The 19,014-nt window shown below is 43.7% G+C and carries 19 protein-coding genes; 17 read left to right on the top strand and 2 right to left on the bottom strand.

Going from position 1 to position 19,014, the window contains the following annotated elements:
• Positions 1–21: 21 nt before the first annotated feature.
• The gene (locus ACFPZG_RS14330; protein WP_381427698.1) at positions 22–519 is read right to left on the bottom strand and encodes a nucleoside deaminase; all 498 of its coding nucleotides are present in this window, start codon (positions 517–519) and stop codon (positions 22–24) included.
• Positions 520–665: 146 nt separating this feature from the next.
• Here ACFPZG_RS14330 and putP point away from each other — a divergent pair, with 146 nt between their 5' ends.
• The 3 genes from putP to hflX all read left to right on the top strand — a co-directional run bounded on the left by putP (position 666) and on the right by hflX (position 4,392).
• The gene (gene putP / locus ACFPZG_RS14325; RefSeq protein WP_317941043.1) at positions 666–2,150 is read left to right on the top strand and encodes a sodium/proline symporter PutP; all 1,485 of its coding nucleotides are present in this window, start codon (positions 666–668) and stop codon (positions 2,148–2,150) included.
• Between the two features lie 94 nt (positions 2,151–2,244).
• Positions 2,245–2,931 carry a VOC family protein gene (locus ACFPZG_RS14320; protein WP_317941044.1) on the top strand — a complete coding sequence of 229 codons (687 nt, stop codon included), beginning with the start codon at positions 2,245–2,247 and terminating at the stop codon, positions 2,929–2,931.
• Between the two features lie 189 nt (positions 2,932–3,120).
• A complete protein-coding gene (hflX, locus tag ACFPZG_RS14315; RefSeq protein ID WP_283733771.1) occupies positions 3,121–4,392 on the top strand; it encodes a GTPase HflX in 1,272 nt (423 codons plus the stop codon).
• 410 nt (positions 4,393–4,802) lie between these two features.
• On the opposite strand, the gene ACFPZG_RS14310 is transcribed toward hflX, so the two are convergent.
• Positions 4,803–6,521: an ABC transporter ATP-binding protein gene (locus ACFPZG_RS14310; protein WP_317941045.1), complete on the bottom strand. Its 1,719-nt coding sequence runs from the start codon at positions 6,519–6,521 to the stop codon at positions 4,803–4,805.
• Positions 6,522–6,745: 224 nt separating this feature from the next.
• Here ACFPZG_RS14310 and ACFPZG_RS14305 point away from each other — a divergent pair, with 224 nt between their 5' ends.
• The 14 genes from ACFPZG_RS14305 (at position 6,746) to ACFPZG_RS14240 (ending at position 18,917) form a co-directional block, all read left to right on the top strand.
• The gene (locus tag ACFPZG_RS14305; protein ID WP_317941046.1) at positions 6,746–7,630 is read left to right on the top strand and encodes a DUF6612 family protein; all 885 of its coding nucleotides are present in this window, start codon (positions 6,746–6,748) and stop codon (positions 7,628–7,630) included.
• A gap of 351 nt (positions 7,631–7,981) precedes the next feature.
• Positions 7,982–8,932: an ABC transporter permease gene (locus ACFPZG_RS14300; RefSeq protein WP_317941048.1), complete on the top strand. Its 951-nt coding sequence runs from the start codon at positions 7,982–7,984 to the stop codon at positions 8,930–8,932.
• Positions 8,925–9,875, top strand: coding sequence for an iron chelate uptake ABC transporter family permease subunit (locus ACFPZG_RS14295; protein WP_317941050.1), 951 nt, complete (start codon positions 8,925–8,927; stop codon positions 9,873–9,875). Before ACFPZG_RS14300 ends, ACFPZG_RS14295 begins: the two co-directional genes overlap by 8 nt.
• Positions 9,872–10,633: an iron ABC transporter ATP-binding protein gene (locus ACFPZG_RS14290; RefSeq protein ID WP_283733774.1), complete on the top strand. Its 762-nt coding sequence runs from the start codon at positions 9,872–9,874 to the stop codon at positions 10,631–10,633. Before ACFPZG_RS14295 ends, ACFPZG_RS14290 begins: the two co-directional genes overlap by 4 nt.
• Before the next feature lie 20 nt (positions 10,634–10,653).
• On the top strand, positions 10,654–11,610 hold the full coding sequence (locus ACFPZG_RS14285; RefSeq protein WP_317941052.1) for a siderophore ABC transporter substrate-binding protein: 957 nt from the start codon (positions 10,654–10,656) through the stop codon (positions 11,608–11,610).
• A gap of 212 nt (positions 11,611–11,822) precedes the next feature.
• Positions 11,823–12,965 (top strand): MFS transporter, encoded by a 1,143-nt coding sequence (locus ACFPZG_RS14280; protein WP_317941106.1) that lies wholly within the window; start codon positions 11,823–11,825, stop codon positions 12,963–12,965.
• Between the two features lie 222 nt (positions 12,966–13,187).
• Positions 13,188–13,532 (top strand): DUF6054 family protein, encoded by a 345-nt coding sequence (locus ACFPZG_RS14275; protein ID WP_317941053.1) that lies wholly within the window; start codon positions 13,188–13,190, stop codon positions 13,530–13,532.
• A gap of 45 nt (positions 13,533–13,577) precedes the next feature.
• Positions 13,578–14,243, top strand: coding sequence for a uracil-DNA glycosylase (locus tag ACFPZG_RS14270; RefSeq protein WP_283733776.1), 666 nt, complete (start codon positions 13,578–13,580; stop codon positions 14,241–14,243).
• On the top strand, positions 14,224–14,739 hold the full coding sequence (locus ACFPZG_RS14265) for a DNA topology modulation protein (protein ID WP_283733777.1): 516 nt from the start codon (positions 14,224–14,226) through the stop codon (positions 14,737–14,739). Before ACFPZG_RS14270 ends, ACFPZG_RS14265 begins: the two co-directional genes overlap by 20 nt.
• 11 nt (positions 14,740–14,750) lie before the next feature.
• Entirely contained in the window at positions 14,751–15,308 is a 558-nt protein-coding gene (locus ACFPZG_RS14260) for a hypothetical protein (protein WP_283733778.1), read from the top strand.
• A gap of 161 nt (positions 15,309–15,469) precedes the next feature.
• A complete protein-coding gene (locus ACFPZG_RS14255) occupies positions 15,470–17,203 on the top strand; it encodes an ABC transporter ATP-binding protein (protein ID WP_283733780.1) in 1,734 nt (577 codons plus the stop codon).
• Positions 17,204–17,213: 10 nt separating this feature from the next.
• Positions 17,214–17,438 carry a hypothetical protein gene (locus ACFPZG_RS14250; RefSeq protein WP_317941056.1) on the top strand — a complete coding sequence of 75 codons (225 nt, stop codon included), beginning with the start codon at positions 17,214–17,216 and terminating at the stop codon, positions 17,436–17,438.
• A gap of 309 nt (positions 17,439–17,747) precedes the next feature.
• On the top strand, positions 17,748–18,341 hold the full coding sequence (locus tag ACFPZG_RS14245; protein ID WP_317941058.1) for a DNA-3-methyladenine glycosylase: 594 nt from the start codon (positions 17,748–17,750) through the stop codon (positions 18,339–18,341).
• A 63-nt stretch (positions 18,342–18,404) separates the two neighbouring features.
• Positions 18,405–18,917: a type 1 glutamine amidotransferase domain-containing protein gene (locus ACFPZG_RS14240; RefSeq protein WP_283733782.1), complete on the top strand. Its 513-nt coding sequence runs from the start codon at positions 18,405–18,407 to the stop codon at positions 18,915–18,917.
• The last annotated feature ends 97 nt before the right edge of the window (positions 18,918–19,014 follow it).

Raw genomic sequence — 19,014 nt, 5'->3', positions numbered from 1 at the left:
ACATTCCCCTTTTATACTTTCTTAAACCTTCTTGCGCTCGTTCCATTCTTCAAATGGGTGAAGCGCATTTTCTGTGTTGTAGTGTGTGAACGGGATATAACGCTCAGTTGGTTTCTTTTGTTGGTCAGAAAAGAAGCTATTTAGTGGATTCGGAAATCCGGCATGTAGTTTGGCATCTGTCTTGCTGCAAGCATAATAGATATGACCAACAGATGACCAATACGCAGCGCCTAAGCACATCGGGCATGGTTCTCCGCTGGCATAAAGGATGCAATCGGAAAGATTGATCGTTTCCAAAGTGGCACAAGCCTCACGAATTGCCAACAACTCTGCATGTGCAGATGGATCATGATTTATATGCACTCTATTTGTTCCGGATCCAATTACTTTTCCGTCTTTGACGATTATCGCGGCAAAAGGTCCGCCGCCGTCTTTTACATTTGTAATAGCCATGTCGATTGCTTGTTGTAGCCATTTTTCGTGTTCCAAGATGAATTCCTCCTGTCGAAGTTTGTTCATTACCCGGGAAATGTCGGGAATTTTGGGGATGATTGATGACCGTTTTCCCTAATTATACAGAAAAAACGAATAGATACTTCAAAAACTGCGTAAGTCGTCTATAAGTGGGTATAAAAGTAGTGTGTAATGAACAGAGGAGGGGAATTATGACTAGTAGTTTGTATCAATTGATAGCCATCATCTTGTATATGGCGGCCATGCTTTTCATTGGTTGGTATGCATTTAGGAAGACGTCCAACTTGACTGACTACATGTTGGGCGGTCGCTCCTTAGGGCCAGCAGTCACTGCATTGAGTGCTGGGGCCGCGGATATGTCAGGTTGGTTGCTATTGGGACTTCCAGGCGCTATTTATGCAGTAGGTTTGACCAAGGCTTGGATTGCCATTGGACTGACGATTGGTGCGTATTTGAACTGGCTTCTTGTTGCACCAAGGCTTCGTGTTTATACCCAAGTATCGAATGATTCCATTACCATTCCAAGTTACCTGGAAAACCGTTTAAAGGACAAATCAAGGTTTCTACGAATTGCTTCAGGTATTATCATTCTTGTATTCTTCACATTTTATGTTTCTTCAGGTATGGTTGCTGGCGGTAAATTCTTCTTGAGTTCCTTTGGCCTTAACTATCACACCGGGTTGTTGGTAGTTTCCGGAGTTGTTATTGCCTACACACTGTTTGGAGGGTTCCTTGCAGTAAGCTACACCGATTTTGTTCAAGGACTTATCATGTTTTTAGCTTTACTTTTAGTCCCGATATTTGGCTTGACAATTACCGGTGGCTTCGCGGAAACCGCAGCAAGCATCAAAGAAGTCAATCCGGACATGCTCAGCCTTGTAAAAGGAGCGACCCTAACAGGAGTCATTTCCTCCATTGCCTGGGGGCTCGGCTATTTCGGTCAGCCGCATATTATCGTTCGCTTCATGGCGATCAAGTCGGTGAAGGAGACGAAAAGCGCTAGACGGATTGGTATTGGCTGGATGATTTTAAGCTTGTTTGGTGCAATAGCTACTGCCTTAGTAGGGATTGCTTATTATCATCAAAATCCTAATGCTGAATTAGTCGATAAAGAAACAGTTTTCATCGCTCTGGGTCAAATTATTTTCCACCCGTTCATTGCGGGGATTATGCTTGCAGCTGTACTCGCGGCTGTTATGAGTACGATTTCTTCCCAATTAATCGTTACTTCTTCAGCTTTGATAGAGGACTTATATAAAGCAGTCATGAAATCTGATGCTTCAGATGAGCGTTACGTCTTTTTAGGACGGATGGCAGTTCTCGTCGTTTCGTTAATTGCAATGGCACTTGCTTGGCCGAATAAAGAATCGATATTAAAACTCGTATCTTTTGCATGGGCAGGCTTCGGTGGTGCATTCGGTCCGATTATCCTTCTCTCCCTTTTCTGGCGTAAACTTACAGCAGCTGGCGCACTTTGGGGTATGGTCGCGGGAGCAATTACTGTAGGAGTATGGGGGAATATTGAGACACTGACAGACAGTCTTTATGAGATTGTCCCAGGATTCTTCATTTGTTTAGTTGTAACTTACTTCGTTAGCTTGATGACGTATCGTCCGAATGCGGAAATAGATAAGGAATTCTACGATGCACAGGTATTATTGAAAAAAGAACGATAAAAAAACGGTCTTCGATTAAGACAATCGATGGCCGTTTTTTTTCTTATAATATGGTACGCTAATCAAAATAGGGTTTAAAAAGGGGGACGTAGAGATGAAGCTGGATCATGTTGTATATTTTTCGTCGAAAGATCCTGACGAAATCATCAATGAACAGAAGAGTGAAGGCAAGCATGCTGTCATTGGAGGCAGGCATGAAAAATGGGGAACACATAATGCACTTATGTATGTGAAAAATGCATATGTGGAATGGCTATCCGTGGAGAAACTCGAAATTGCGAGGAACGTCGACCATCCGTTGACACGCTTACTATTGCATGATGTTAATGAAAGTGATGGATGGGGCACTATTTGTTTATCTGTAAGTGATATCGAACAATTTAATGAGGATATTAAAAATAAAGGTTTTGCTACATCAGGTGTATTGGACGCCGAGAGACGGACGGAAAGTGGCGTACTAAGAAAGTGGAAGATGCTATTTGTCGATCAACCGGTTAATGATGAACTGCCATATCCATTCTTTATTGAGTGGGAAGAGCCTGAAGTTATCCGTTTTGCCCAATTACGGGAGGATGGAACGTTAATTGAGGAAAATGAGGGGCTTGAAATTAGGGAATGCATTTTTGAAGTGGAGGATCCGTTGCGCGATACTGGAGAGTGGGCAGTACTTCTTTCTCAAAAGGTCGGGGATTCGAATGATATTTCTTTGGAAAATGTCCGTTTGAGATTTATTCAGCATGAAGGAGGAAAGGATAGGTTAAAGGATGTAGTCATTGGGTAGAGGGAAGGATAAACATCAGAATGTGGTTATGCGTGAATGTGGACGTTTACGGACCTTTTAAGGGATTTATGTGTGAATGTTGAGTTTTATGCGTTTAATGGTGCGTTTATACGCGTTTGAGTGATTTTATGCGTATTTGAATATGATTTGTAAAACTGCGATGTTGGAATGTGCGAAAGGGGTTCTTTTATGGAGATTTTGGTTGAATATGCGATTCTTGTCGGTGTACAGGAGCAGAATGCAGAGCATTTTGAGTATGAAATGGAAGAATTGAAGAATTTGGCTGAGGCAATTGAAGTGAATGTCGTTGGACAAGTGACGCAAAACTTGGAGCGAAGGAATCCGACCCATTATGTAGGTAAGGGAAAGATCATGGAAGTGAAGCAGCTTTACGAAGAGTTGGACGCGAACCTTGTCATTTTCAATGATGAGTTGTCCCCGTCACAAATCCGTAATTTGGAGCAGGAGCTCGAAGTGAAAGTTATTGATAGGACGATGCTGATTCTTGATATCTTTGCAAGAAGAGCGCGGACACATGAGGCACGAATGCAAGTTGAATTGGCACAGCTGCAATACACACTTCCACGACTTGTCGGATTGCGCGCGTCATTGAGTAGGCAAGGGGGAGGAACTGGCGGAGGACTCCAGAACAAAGGGGCCGGAGAGACGAAGCTTGAGCTCGATCGCCGGAAAATTGAGGATCAGATTGCGAAGCTGCGAAAGGATCTTGAACAAGTACGCGATCGTAGGGATACGCAACGGAAACAACGGAAGAAAAGCGGCATTCCTGTTGTGTCGATTGTTGGGTATACGAATGCGGGCAAGTCGACATTGATGAATGGCTTATTGCGTAAAATCGATGAGGAAAGCGCGAAGCAAGTGTATGAAGAGAATATGCTATTCGCGACGCTTGATACTTCCGTCCGCCACCTGAAATTTGCGGATAATAAAGAGTTCCTTTTGACAGATACGGTTGGATTCGTTTCAAAATTACCGCACCATTTAGTTAAAGCATTCCGTTCAACACTTGAAGAAGCGCGTGGTGCAGATCTACTTCTGCATGTTGTTGATGTTTCGAATCCTGAATACCGCTATATGATGGAAGTGACGAATGATACATTGCATGATGTCGGCGTGGAAAATATAAAAACCGTCAATGTTTATAATAAATCTGACTTGGCGGGAGTGCCGTATCCGCGGAAGATGGATGAAAGTATATGGATATCAGCGAAAGAGGCTGCAGGTTTGGATGAGTTGGTCGATTTGATCAAGAAAAGGATTTTTGAGCAATACATCACTTGTAAACTGCTCATTCCGTTTGATCGTGGGGATGTAGTATCCTATTTGAACAATAAAGCGAATGTGAAAAAGACGGAATACGAAGAAGATGGCACGATGATGACCGTTGAGATGGATGGTTCGGAACGGATTAAGTTCGAAGAGTTCATCATATCCCATTAAAGCCGAAAAGCGGAAGGTGCTCGCTTGTAGAGGTTCGCAGTCTAAGTTCGCCGCGTCCTGCGGCAACGACTGCATGACCAGCATCCTGCTGGCCTCAGGCATAAGGCGGTGATGCCGCGTGGTGTTTTTTGCCGCAGAGCATCATTGACTTATGCCCCGAGTATTTAGCGACATTAGCTGGACAACGAAAAGCGAAAGGCGCCTGCTTAGGGGCGACAAGCATAAGGCGAAGATACGGCGTGGCGTTCTTTGCCACAGAGTATCATCGCCTTATGACCTCGAGCCCCTGGCGCCTGTAGCTGGACAAAAACGAAAAAACTGCACGCGGACTATAAAGTCTGCAGTGCAGTTTTTTATCTATAAAGAGAAAGGGGGGTGGGATGGTTATAGTATCCCCGTTTCTCCAAATGTTAAACCTCTTGAAATTGAATATTATGCAGCCGGGCAAATATACCGCCTTTTCTTACTAAGTCATCGTATTTTCCATCTTCAGCAATGCCATCTTCCGTTACAACAATGACTCTGTCCGCATCTCGGATAGTTGCTAGACGATGGGCAATAACGAGTGTTGTACGATTTTCGGCAAGCTCGTTCAGTGATTGTTGGATGATGCGCTCCGTCTCGGTATCCAAAGCAGAAGTCGCTTCGTCCAATATAAGGATTGGCGGATTTTTAAGGAACATGCGCGCAATTGCGAGCCGTTGCTTCTGGCCACCTGATAATTTCAATCCACGCTCACCGATTTGCGTTTCATAGCCGTTAGGTAGGGATGCGATGAAATCTTCCAAATGTGCCTTTTGGGCAGCTGCTCTTACTTCTTCGTCCGTCGCATTCAAATTTCCATATGCAATATTTTCTTTGATTGTCCCCGTGAATAAAAAGACGTCTTGCTGAACGATTCCGATTTGGGATCGTAGGGACTGTTGTGTCATATTCCGAATATCGATGCCGTCGATGGAAATCGCACCAGCGTCAACATCGTAAAAACGTGGTATAAGTGAACATATTGTTGTTTTTCCAGCTCCGGACGGGCCGACAAATGCGATAGTTTCCCCGGCTTTAATCGATAAATCAATGCCTTTCAAGACATATTTATTATCATCATATTGGAAATGAACGTCGTCAAAGAGGATATCACCGTGCAAATGGTTTACTGACTTTGCACCGGAACGGTCTTTGATTTCTGGCTCCTGTTCAAGAAGATCAAGGAATCTACGGAATCCGGCCATCCCTTTCGGATAAAGTTCCAGTAACGCACTGATTTTATCAACAGGCTTAATAAGAATATTGACGAAAAGAATGAATCCGACAAGCTCACCTGGCGTTAAGTTGCCGTTGTACGTAAACCAGGCCCCGACAACAAGGACGACCAACGTTACAAGCCTTGTCATCATATACATGCTGGAATGCGTCCAGGCCATGACATTATATGCTACAAGCTTCGCCAATCTGAAGCTGCCATTGTCTTTTTTGAATCGTGCAATCTCGAATTCCTCATTCGTAAATGATTTGACAACTCGAGCACCAGATACGGAATCTTCTACTCTTGCATTGACATCTGCAATTTTCCCGTACATATTCTGCCATGCTGCATTCATTTTTATATTGCAGAATGTTACAAGGACGATAAGAAGCGGCACCATGCAAATTGCGATGATTGCAAGCTCCGGATTGATGGAGTACATGAGAACAAATGCCCCGATAATCGTCATAACCGCGATGAACGCGTCTTCGGGTCCGTGGTGGGCGAGTTCACCAATGTCGAATAAATCATTCGTAATTCGGCTCATAACATGACCCGTCTTCGTGTTGTCGAAAAAACGGAATGATTGGCGATGGACATGGTTGAACAACTGCTGCCTCATATCTGTTTCAATATTGATGCCTAACTTATGCCCCAAATAGCTGACGATGTATTGAAGGAATGTGCTAAGCAAGTAGACAAGCAGTAATAGGATGCTTATCGTCACGATTTTGCCCCATTCCCCGGAAGGTAAAAGGGTGTCTATAAACCATTGAACAGCCATCGGGAAAGCGAGCTCCAACAATGCAACGAAAATGGCACTTGAAAAGTCGATGATGAATAGCCGTTTATGTGGTTTGTAATAGGATGAGAATTTTTTTATCATTATGTTTGATGTCCTTTCTCTCAGTTCCGCTTATTATAACGGATTTTATCCCGAACGAACACGAGAAAATTTCTATAATCGAAATAATTTGAAGGGTAAGCAAAGGACCTAACTTATATAAATGGTAGGAAAGATTCAATTACAAAAAAAGGTGGAACCCTTTTCTTTTGATACCGTATCATTAGGTGTAGTAAAAATAGAAACAAAGAAGGGAAGCGAATCATATGAATAAATGGATAAAAGGTTTGGGTGTCGGGTTACTCGCACTTGGCCTCGCAGCATGCGGATCCGCCGCTGAACCGAAAACAGATCCTGACACGGGCAAGAAAGTTGAAGTATCAAACAAAAGTAAGATGACAGCACAAGAAGTATATAACAAAGCAATGGAAGTTTCAGAGGAACAAAAGAGCATGCATGCCGTTATGGATATCAATCAAAAAATGTCCATGCCGGGCCAGGGACTTGATATGGATTCGAAAATCAAAATGGATATGGATATGATTATCGATCCACTTGCAATGTACCAAGTGATGAGTATGGACATGGGACCAGAAATTGGCGCGATGGACATGGAGATGTACATGACCGAGTCTGGTTTTTACATGCACGATCCTGAATCTGATCAATGGATCAAGATGCCGATGGATATGTATGATGAAATGATGGCGCAAATGGGCGGCGAAACGGATCCTACATTGGATATGAAGATGTTCAAAGAATTCAAGGATGAATTCAAATTTGAACAGACGGATGACGAGTATATTTTGACGTTGAATGCTTCCGGTGATAAGTTTAGCAGCCTTATGAAAGAATTGATGGGGTCGGCTTTCCCGGCAGATATGGCGATGACTGAAGAAGAGGCTGATCTGTTGAATAATATGGATTTGAAAAGCCTTGATGTCACTATTTACATCGACAAAGAAACATTCTATACAAATGCATTTGATATGAATATGGATATGACGATGAAAATCGAAGAAGAAGAGATGCATATTGTACAAGAGATGAAATCGGTCATTACTAAAATCAATGAAATCGATGAAATCGTAGTTCCGCAAGAAGTGATTGATAGCGCAGTGGATTTGGAAGAGTTAATGGGCCAAGAATAAGTAATCAAAAACGGTTATGGACAACAAAATGTTGTCCATAACCGTTTTTTTATATATCGAAGCAAGCTGTGCGTCCAAAGAATCGCATTTCGCGTCCAAAGTGGCCACACTTCAAGCCCCCTCACCTTAATAAGCTGTTAAAATAACGCCACAATTGCGTTGAACCGCGTGGTGGCGGCATGTCCAATAGATTGAAATCTACCAGTCTTCTTTTAATTGATAATCATTTTCAATTATCAGTTGACACTGTATTCATACCTGCTATAATTGGATTTGCAGCTAATTGATAATCATTTTCACTAAAGGTGATTCTCAGTTGGAGCAAATATTCGATATCGGAGATCTTTCTTCATGAAGAAACGTTATTTGTTTATCGCACTTATATTACTTTCATTCCTTTCGTTATTCGTTGGGGTGAGTTCGATATCACCGTTGGATCTTCTCGATTTTCAGTCGGAGAAGACAGAGATTTTCCTGATTAGCCGTTTGCCAAGATTGGTTGCAATTCTTCTCGCGGGTGCGGGGATGAGTATAGCGGGTCTCATAATGCAACAGCTTAGCAGGAATAAATTTGTGTCACCGACGACTGCGGGTACATTGGATGCAACTCGACTCGGCATATTGGTATCGATGTTACTATTTACGAACGCATCGACGATTGAGAAAATGATTGTCGCATTTGTATTTGCACTTGCTGGTACGCTGCTATTCATGCAGATATTAGACCGGATAAAGTTCAAAGACGCAATCTTTATCCCACTCGTTGGACTAATGTTCGGAAATATTCTTTCTTCCATCACAACATTTTTCGCATATAAATCAAATGTTATCCAAAACATGGCATCTTGGCTACAAGGTGATTTTTCGATGATCATGGTCGGACGGTACGAGCTTTTATACATAAGCATCCCGGTACTGATCATCACCTATTTTTACGCTAACCGATTTACGGTTGCTGGAATGGGTGAGGATTTCTCGAAAAACTTGGGGCTTGCTTATAAGAGGATTGTCAATATTGGGCTAATACTTGTTGCACTCGTTACGACGACCGTCATCTTGACTGTCGGAATGATTCCGTTTTTAGGATTGATCATCCCTAACATCGTATCCATTTTCCAGGGAGATCATTTGAAGAAGACGTTGCCGCATACTGCATTGTTGGGGGCGATCTTCCTTCTGATCTGTGATATTTTAGGCAGGGTCCTCATTTACCCTTATGAAATATCTATCAGTCTGATGGTCGGTGTCATCGGAAGCGGTATATTCCTCTACTTGTTATTTAGGAGGAAGGCATATGCGTAATTCTACTAAAATTATCATTCTCACAGCTTTGGCAATCGTTTTTTGTTCGTTGTATCTGTTTCACGATTTAAATGGAAGTTTTGATTATGCGTTGCCACGCCGGGCTATCAAAGTGATGGCGATGGTGTTGACAGGAGTCGCAATTGCTTATTCGACCGTCATCTTCCAGACGATTACGCATAATCGCATCTTAACCCCAAGTATAATGGGGTTGGATTCCTTATATTTATTACTCCAGACGGCCGTCATCTTTTTCCTTGGCTCGGGCCATTTTACAATCGTCAACAGGCATGTGAATTTCATTTTATCGGTTTCGACAATGATTATATTTGCACTGATTTTGTACAAATTCCTCTTTAAAAGGGGCGGTCAGCCGATTTACTTCCTGTTGCTCGTAGGGATTATCGTCGGGACGTTTTTTGAAAGTATCTCGACGTTCTTGCAAGTACTGATTGATCCGAATGAATTCTTGAGAGTACAGGACAAAATGTTTGCAAGCTTCAATAATGTGAGTGGGGAACTTGTTTGGTGGGCACTTGGAATTGTCGTCATCACATTTTTGGTCGGATGGAAATCATTCAACGACCTTGACGTACTGTCTCTTGGAAGGGACACGGCTATAAATTTAGGTGTTTCCTACGATCGTGTTGTCAAGTTAATGCTTGTCATCTCGGCTGTATTGATATCTGTATCTACAGCACTTGTTGGTCCGATTACATTTTTCGGTTTGATAGTCGCAAACTTGTCTTATCAATTTTTCAACTCATATAAACATAAAGTACTTATCACAGGTGCTTCAGTAATGAGTATCATCGCACTTGTAGGTGGTCAATGGGTCGTTGAACGGGTATTTACGTTCTCGACAACGTTAAGTGTCATCATCAATTTCGTTGGCGGTGTGTATTTCATCTATCTACTACTAAAGGAGAGTCGATCCTCATGATCCAAGTTCGAGAGTTGTCTAAGTTCTATGGGAAAAAGGCAGTCGTTGAAAAGGTGAATGTCAATATTCATCGTGGAAAAATCACATCTTTCATCGGCCCGAATGGTGCTGGGAAGTCGACACTTCTTTCAATGGTGAGCCGTCTAATTGACGCGGATACCGGTGAGGTGCTTGTGGATAACGACCATGTTCAAAAAATGAAATCCAATGAGTTCTCGAAACGTGTTTCTATTCTAAAACAATCGAATTTCATGAATGTCCGATTGACAATCCGTGAATTGGTTTCATTTGGCCGATTTCCTTATTCAAGAGGGAAGCTCAATGCGGAGGATATCCGGATCATTGAACAGGCTATGGATTATATGGGCCTGATGGATATGCAGCATGATTATATGGATGAATTATCAGGCGGTCAACGTCAGCGTGCTTTTATCGCGATGACAATTGCTCAGGATACAGATTATATTCTGCTTGATGAACCGTTAAATAACTTGGATATGAAACACTCCGTTCAAATCATGAAAATCCTACGTAGATTAGTTGATGATCTTGGGAAGACTGTCGTTATCGTACTCCATGACATTAACTTTGCATCCGTTTACTCTGACCGGATTGTTGCCTTGAAAAATGGTAGGGTCGTCCGCGATGGCCCAACAGAAGAAATCATCAATTCGGATGCATTGAAGGAAATTTACGATATGGATATACCTATTAAAAAGATGAATAACTGTAATATATGCGTCTATTTTAATTCTTAAAAAACAAAGGATGGTTCAAAATGAAAAAGTTAACAATGACGCTTTTGCTTGCTTCCCTCATGATCGTACTTGCAGCATGTGGCACGAAGAATAAAGATGAAGGCAAAACATCAGGAACAGATGCAAATAGTGTCACGGAAACCATTTCAGTAGAGCATAAACTAAGCAGTAAACCAGTTGAAGTGCCGAAAAATCCCCAAAAAGTCGTCGTTTTCGACTTTGGTACACTTGATACATTGGATGATTTAGGAATTGAAGTAGCTGGATTGCCGAGAGCAAACGTTCCAGGCTACCTGTCAAAATATGATGATGATAAGTATGTGAATGTCGGTAGCCTGAAAGAACCGGCTTTCGAGGAAATTCATGCGATGAAACCTGACCTGATCATTATTTCAGACCGCCAAGCGGAACTTTATGATCAATTTGCAGAAATCGCTCCAACAATTTATGTTGGAATTGACTACGCGCATTATATGGATTCATTTAAGCATAATGCAGAATTAATTGGTAAGATCTTCAATAAAGAAGAGGAGGTCCAAAAAGAACTTGCTGACATAGATGATAAAATTGCAGCAATTAAAGAGAAAACATCAGCCATTGATACAAATGCGCTTATCGTTCTTGCAAGTGAAGGAAAAGTGAGTGCATATGGTCCAAACTCCCGTTTCGGACTCATTCACGATGTACTGGGCTATAAAGCGGTAGATGAAAAGATCGAAGTATCCACTCACGGACAGAATATTTCTTTCGAATACATTTTTGAGAAAAATCCGGACGTCCTATTCGTCATTGACCGAGATGCCGCAATTGGCAATGGTGCAAGTGCGAAGGATTCCGTGGAAAATGAACTTGTTAAGAAAACGGATGCTTATAAAAATGGCAAAATCATTTACTTGAACGGAGAATACTGGTACCTTTCTGGTGGCGGATTACTTTCTATGAAAGAAATGATTAAAGAAGTCGAAGCATCATTCTAATAAAATTCAAGGGTTTGCTCACAATAAGTGAGCAAGCCTTTTTTATTGTGCGCAAGGTTTAAAATAAATCCTTGTAATTACGATTGTCTGTAAGTAAAATGACAAGTGTCAAGACACTCTATTACTCTACAACGAAAGGCAGACAAATTGTGAAAAAGACAAAAAACGGAATTTCGCGCAATAAATTACTAGTTATCTCTGGCACGGGTTGGATGTTCGACGCGATGGATGTTGGGATTCTATCATTCGTCATCGCGGCCATTGCAGTCGAATGGCAACTGTCCCCGACTGAAATGGGTTGGATCGGAAGTATGAATTCAATCGGTATGGCGATTGGGGCATTTGGATTCGGGCTGTTGGCAGATCGGATCGGTAGGAAAACCGTCTTCATGATGACACTCATACTCTTTTCATTGGCAAGCGGTTTATCTGCATTGACAACAACATTAACCGTATTCCTCATCTTACGTTTCTTCGTTGGAGCAGGGCTCGGAGGGGAGCTACCCGTCGCTTCCACACTTGTCTCGGAAAGTGTATCCGCAAAAGAGCGTGGTCGGGTTGTTGTGTTATTGGAAAGCTTCTGGGCGGCTGGCTGGCTCGTGGCGGCATTGATAGCATATTTTATCATTCCCGAGTACGGATGGCGTATTGCTTTGGTTCTAACAGCACTTCCTGCTTTCTACGCAATCTACTTACGGAGGAGCTTGCCGGACTCTCCTAAATTTAAGCAGGAAGGGAAGCCGAAAGAGTCAATCGGCTCGAAGATGAAGCTTATCTGGACTAAAGAATATGCACGCAGGACCACAATGCTTTGGATTGTCTGGTTCACAGTTGTATTCTCCTATTACGGCATGTTCCTCTGGCTCCCAAGTGTCATGGTCATGAAAGGGTTCGATATGATCCATAGTTTTAAATACGTGCTTATTATGACATTGGCGCAGTTGCCCGGCTACTTCACTGCTGCATGGCTTATCGAGAGGGCAGGACGTAAATTTGTTTTATCGACGTATTTAATCGGAACAGCCGTAAGCGCTCTTCTATTTGGTAATGCAGAGGGGCTTACAATGCTTCTTGTATTCGGTGCATTCCTTTCATTCTTCAACTTAGGCGCTTGGGGAGCACTCTACGCCTATTCTCCGGAACAATATCCGACCGCAGTACGGGCGACAGGCTCGGGCACGGCAGCTGCCGTCGGCCGAATCGGTGGCATCTTTGGACCATTGTTAGTCGGCTGGCTTCTAACCGCGGGTCATGGATTCGGACTAATCTTCGGCATCTTCTGCGGATCGATTATTATTGGCGTACTCGCCGTAATTTTCTTAGGCACGGAAACAAAACAAATGGAATTGGAATAAATTTGGACCGACGTCTTACATGGACGTCGGTTTTCTTTTGCATTTCGCCTTGGATAAATGTTGCCGCGTCCAAAGAATGCGGTTGCGCGTCCAAAGAAGTGCGTCCTGCTCCCAAGAAACTACATAGATCCCCAAATTCATTTGTTCCGCTCGGAAATATCAACAAACTGAAACTTCTGTTCATGACAATACGTATTTACTACAAAGAGAAAGGGTGATGAAATGTCGGTTAAGGAGTTCACTGTTAAAATCTCTCCAATGGAAGCAGCAAACACGATTGAATCTGAAATTCTACGAGGGAGCATCAGCGGGACATTGGTCGATCATTACGTGAGAATGACTGGTTCATCGGAAGTGCATGTCCTAATTATGGAGAAGTATTATATGCGTTCGAACAACCGGGCATCAGTCACGGCGACGATAGATAATTTTGACGGAGCGACGCGTGTCCATGTTGTTGCAGCAGGCAGTTCGGAAGGTGTTTTCTTCCGATTCGATTGGGGTGCGGGCAATAGTTTTGCAACAAGTGTGGAACGTGCGTTGGAACCATATATCATTGGGGGATAATGATTAGAAGATAGTATTGTTGCAAGGCTGAAAGGGAGTGTGTCGATGTTTCGAATACCTGAATCGATTGCTAACCTTGGCAGGGAGAGGATAAAAGGATTCCCCGTGGAGGGATTCGTCTACGGGGAGGGCCCACAGAAGCCCGAGCTAATGCTGATTGGTGAAGCACCAGGGGAATTCGAGGCCGTGGATGGAATCCCTTTCATCGGCAGGGCAGGCAAGGAATTGATGAAGTCACTCGATTCGATTGGATTGACGCGTGAGGATGTCTATATAACGAGTACTGTCCGCAGTCGTCCATACAAATGGGGCGAGAGACGGGAGCGGGACGGTACGAAGACGCAGAGGAAATATAATCGGCCACCGACAAGGAAAGAAATCTTGGCACATGCCCCGGTGCTCGATTATGAACTGGCGAATATCGAGCCGAAGCTGATTGTTGCACTTGGTAATTTTGGCTTACAGAGACTGCTTGGCAGGGAAGCGAAAGTGACGGAGTTACACGGGCAGTTGTTGGAAAGGCCGATTCAGTTCCTTCCAGATCTGGATAGCACGACGTTTGAGTGGACAGATCGTCTGTATCGAATTGTGCCGACATTCCATCCAGCAGCGGTCTTTTATCGGCCTTCGCATAGGCCGGACTTGGATGCGGATTGGTTAGCGATTGGCGAGATGTTGAAGAGAATTGGGGATGGGGAAAGTGAAGTATAATCGGATTTTGGTCATCGGATGCAGTGGGGCTGGGAAATCGACGTTATCGGTCGAACTTGCGGAGCGCCTAAGATTGCCCGTCCTTCATTTGGATGCACTATTTTGGAAAGAAGGATGGGTGCCTACACCGAAACCTGAATTTAGGGAGAAACTGCAAACTGAACTGGAGAAGCCCGCATGGATTATCGATGGTAATTTCAACTCGACGATTGAGATGCGGGCTCAATATGCTGATTTGATCATCTTCCTCGACTTTCCAAACTACCTTTGCTTGTCACGGATTTTCAAACGGCGTTGGATGTATAGAGGGAAGACGAGGCCTGATATGGCAGAAGGCTGCGAGGAAAAGGTAGATTGGGAATTTGTGAAATTCATATGGACGTATCCGAAAAAGAAGCGGCCCGGAGTCTTTGAAATGCTTGAGCGGAGCGAGGCCGAAGTGATCGTGTTGAAGTCACCGCGTGAAGTGAAGCGTTGGATGGGGACGTTGGAATAGGGGGAGCTTAATTGAAGAGGAAAGTCTGGGGAGTGTCGAGTGCTGTTCTGTTCATATTTTTGATGACAGTTCTCTTTCCGTATTCGCCTTTAAGTGTCTATCAGTCCGTTGGATTTGATGCGGATCTTCCTTATTTGCAAGATTATAAGAAAAAACTGCATGAATTCGGGCAGGTGCATGACGGGAATACAGTTGAAGACTGGGATCGGTTGAACTCTGATACTGATTTTATTTTGGATTTGTATGAGATGGATTTAATGACGTCTGCCAGAGTGAAAGTGGGTAAGGGAGATTTGGATTGGATGCTGGTTGAAGTTCGAACGTTACGTAATACGCTTCTAAGTATAGCTTTTCAGGAAAAGCATTCATCGGAGACAAGAAAGTATCTTGAGGCAAGTGTGAGGTGGAGTCTCAATGCGGAGGAAGATATATTATGGTTGAAAGACCATCCGTTCTATTCAAGATTTCTGTTGATCACGCATTTGAAGAACCTTCAGGAAGATATTAAGATAAGTTTCGATATGTATAGGCACTTTTATGAGGCTTACTATCGGTATGATGGTGAATGAGTAGCGGGCCATACGCATGTGCATTCATTTATGAGCTTTTATCTGCCTTTATGCGTGCTTATTTTTGTTTATGCGTATCTATCAAAGTTTATGAGTTATTAGAAGTTTTTATGCGTGTATAGACTGTTTTATGCGTATTTGGGAAGAAAAGAGGATGGAAGATGGAAAAAGAGTTGAAGACAAAAGGGTCGATGAAGGAATTCTTTGGTTTATTGCGGCAACTAAGATGGCCGAAAGGGATAACGGTGACTGCGCTCATTCTTGCTTTATTTTCGACTGCAGCAAGTTTGGCAATTCCGTTGGTGACACGCCAGCTTGTAGACTCGTTGTCTGCGGCGTCTTTTAACTGGAAGACTGCTGTGTTCTTATTTGTGGTATTCGTGTTACAGGCTTTATTGGGCGGAGTTTCGTACTATTTGCTTGCGTATATTGGTGAGACGATTGTGGCGGATTTGAGGAATAAATTATGGGATAAAGTGCTGCGACTTCCGGTTACGTATTACGATGAAAATGAAACCGGTGAGACGATGAGCCGGATTACGCAGGATACGACTATGCTGAAGCAGTTAGTGTCGGATCATCTTGTGTCGTTCATTACGGGAATTATCTCGGTTATCGGAGCGGTTGCAATTTTATTGTATCTTGACTGGAAAATGACGCTTATTATGTTAATAAGTATCCCGGTTAGTATGGCAATCATTTTGCCGCTTGGAAGGATCATGCATAAAATTGCGAAGTCAACTCAGGGGGAAATGGCCAAATTCTCAGGTCATCTTGGACGGGTGCTCGGCGATATTCGGTTGGTGAAGGCTTATCGGGCGGAGCCGAATGAAGGGGAGAAGGGTGGAAATGCGATTCGCTCGCTATTTTCATTCGGTTTGAAAGAGGCAAGGATTCAAGCAATCATTTCACCTGTCATGACGCTTGTGATGATGAGCATTTTAGTTGTGATTCTTGGCTACGGCGGTGCGCAAGTTTCTAAAGGGGATTTATCCCCAGGAACGCTTGTCGCAATCATTTTTCTTATGTTCCAGATCATCATCCCGTTTGCGCAGATGGCACAAGTGTTTACGATTTTCCAAAAGGCTGTCGGTGCAACAGAGAGGATTCAGCAGATTTTAAGGATGAAGAGTGAGCCCGCGAATGGAGAATCTGTTGTCCCTGCTGGCAGCATTCAATTCGAGTCAATCGATTTTTCGTATGAAAGCGGAAAGGATGTTCTTCAAGGGGTTACTTTCTGGGCGAATCCAGGGAATGTCACTGCGTTTGTCGGTCCAAGTGGCGGTGGGAAAACAACAATATTCTCACTCATAGAACGGTTCTATTTGCCGACGGCGGGCGTTATTTCGGTCGGTGGAACGCCGATTTCAGAGATCGCTTTGTCTGAATGGCGGAAGCGGATCGGTTATGTGTCGCAGGAAAGTCCATTATTAAGCGGAACGATTTTGGATAATATCGCGTATGGTCTGGAAATCCGGCCTTCTATAGATGAGGTGAAGAAGGCTGCGGAGGCGGCGAATGCACTGGAGTTTATCGAAGCGATGGAGGATGGTTTCGAAACGCTTGTTGGTGAAAGGGGCATGAAGCTTTCAGGGGGACAACGCCAACGGATTGCAATTGCGCGTGCTCTCTTGCATGATCCAGAAATTCTGTTGCTTGACGAAGCGACTTCCAATTTGGACAGCGGATCTGAAACGCATGTTCAGGAGGCGCTGCAACGGTTAATGCAAGGACGGACAACGCTTATCATTGCCCATCGGTTATCCACAGTTATTGACGCCGACCAGCTCATTTTCCTTGAAGAAGGGCGGATTACGGGGATTGGCACGCATGAGGAATTATTCAACTCCCACCCGTTGTACCGTGAGTTTGCGGAGGGCCAGGGGTTGAAATAGGGGGGGCGACATGGCGGAATTTATTTTTCTTTTCATCATTTGTATACCGCTATATTTAATTCTTATATGGCAGGTTTTTAACCCGGAGGAAGCAATGTTATGGGGGAAGAGATGGATGTATAAGGAACAGCCCGAGGTTTCGGATGAAGCGATTAAATTTACGAAAATCTTGTCGATCATCGGAATTGTCGTGCTAACTTTAATTTTTGTAGTTTCTTTTATTAAGCTGATATGAAGAAAAGAGGCGTATCCGATTTTTTCGGATACGTTTTATAATTCCATCAAGCAAGTTCTCATATAGGCAAGAAGAGTTCTCGTTTCCGCCAAAAGAGTTCTCATTCGGGCAAGAAGAGTTCTCGTTTCCGCCAAAAAAGTTCTCATTCAGGCAAGAAGAGTTCTTGTTTCCGCCAAAAGAGTTCTCATTCGGGCAAGAAGAGTTCTCGTTTCCGCCAAAAGAGTTCTCATTCACCCCGAAAAGGATTCATTTCAACATAAAAGGGCAATCCTATAGTGATGAAGGAATTGGTGCTATGGAGGGATTCAGTTGTACGAACCGATTGATAAAGGCTTTTTCGAAAGACCAGTTCTTGAACTTGCGCGGAATCTGGTCGGTCAATATATTGTGCATGAGCAGCCGGATGGCATTATAGTCGCGCGAATTGTAGAGACGGAAGCCTATCATGGGCCTGAGGATCGTGCAGCGCATAGCTTTGGGAACCGCCGGACGAAGCGAACAGATGTCATGTTTGGTGCGCCCGGTCTCGTATACACGTATCAAATGCACACACATACGTTGATGAATGTCGTCAGTGGGCCGATTGGAACGCCCCATGCGGTGCTGATCAGGGCGGCGGAGCCTGTAGACGGACTTGAGATGATGCGGGACAATCGTGGTCCGAATTTGAAGATGAAAGATTGGACGAATGGACCAGGAAAACTTTCAAAAGCGCTTGGCGTGACGATGAAGTATTACGGGCATCATTGGTCGGACAAGCCGCTGTTCATAGCTGTCGGGCCAGGGGCAAGTGAAATCGAAACGGGTCCGCGTGTTGGGATAGGCAATACGGGCGAGGCCGTCCATTATCCATGGAGATTCTTTGAAAAGGATAATCCTTACGTCTCAAAATACCGCCCATAAGTTTAGTGCTGAACGAGAGTGGAATAGTAGTAGGGAAAGCATACTTGAAAGGATGGGTGAAAAATGGCTAAAATAGCTACGGTTATCACAAATCTATTCGAGGATTCTGAGTATACGGAGCCGGCTAAAGCTTTTCAAGAGGCGGGACATGAAGTCGTCACAATCGAGATGGAAGCCGGGAAAGAAGTGAAAGGAAAACAAGGAGATTCTACAGTGAAAATTGACGTTGGGATTGCCGATGCTTCCCCGGAAGACTATGATGCTCTTTTCATCCCAGGAGGTTTCTCGCCAGACCAGCTTAGAGCGGATGATCGATTCGTTGAATTCGCGAAAAAGTTCATGGATGATAAAAAGCCCGTTTTCGCAATCTGTCACGGCCCACAGCTATTAATCACCGCGAAAACATTGAAGGGCAGGGATGCAACAGGTTATAAATCCATCAAGGTGGATATGGAATATGCAGGGGCGAAATACGCGGATAAAGAAGTGGTTGTTTGTCAAAATCAGTTGGTAACAAGCAGGACACCAGATGATATCCCTGCATTCATACGCGAGTCAGTTAAACTATTAGGATGAACAAAGTCATGGGAGAGGGGGGATCAATGAAGATTCCCCCCCTCTCTGTTCTTTTATTACTGCCATGAAGAATGACCTTGTCCATACATACATAACT

This window comes from Sporosarcina thermotolerans, assembly GCF_042658975.1.
Classification (GTDB): Bacteria; Bacillota; Bacilli; order Bacillales_A; family Planococcaceae; genus Sporosarcina; species Sporosarcina thermotolerans.
The sequence above is the reverse complement of the archived record's forward strand: the minus strand, read 5'-3'. Positions and strand labels throughout refer to the sequence as shown.